Annotated in this window: 1 protein-coding gene; it reads right to left on the bottom strand. The window is 68.6% G+C overall.

The window, feature by feature from the left end:
• Positions 1-288 (bottom strand): hypothetical protein (locus J0A65_RS25050; protein WP_206596938.1); only part of this gene is annotated, 288 nt, incomplete at its 3' end.
• Between the last annotated feature and the right edge of the window lie 349 nt (positions 289-637).

Raw genomic sequence — 637 nt, 5'->3', positions numbered from 1 at the left:
CTCGCGCAGCGCCCGCAGCAGGTCGGCCAGTACCTGCCTTGCCGCCGGGTAATCGGCCTTCGCCGGCACCACCCAGTCCTCGCCGTGACGCTCGATACGCACCGGAGGCTGGCCCGGCGCCTCGATGTCCAGCGCCTGCAGGCTGCCCAGGTAGTCCTGCTGCGCGGCCAGCCATGGTGCCTGTTCGACTGGCGCGGCGGCCTGCTGCTGGTCATGCCGCAGGGCCAGATAGCCCAGCGCACAGAGCAGCGCGATGACGAGCAATGCGCTCAGACCTTTCTTGCCCATGAAACCCTTCCCCCTTGAATGAGATGGAGCCGCGTGGAGCGCACCGATGCCTCAGAGGCGGTGCGCCCTTGCGGAAACCTGTCGTTTGCTGGCGGCGCTGCTACCCCCGGATCGCAGCCGGGCCACGAAACCCTCGACGTAGGGTGGATGCCGCTTCTTGCATCCACCACAGCGGTGGATCGGTAAAGCGTGATCCACCCTACGCACCACCCCGGACTGCAGCCGGGATACGAAACCCTACGCCCACGCGTTGCAGCGCCTAGGGTCGCGCTGGCCGTCAGGCCTGACGACGCCGGCGCCACAGCCACAGGGCCAGGACCAGCAAGGTCAGCAGCGCCGGCACCAGGGC

Source organism: Bowmanella yangjiangensis, assembly GCF_017255015.1.
Taxonomy (GTDB): Bacteria; Pseudomonadota; Gammaproteobacteria; order Enterobacterales; family Alteromonadaceae; genus Bowmanella; species Bowmanella yangjiangensis.
Note: the sequence above shows the minus strand (reverse complement) of the source record. Positions and strands in the feature narration are given on the sequence as shown.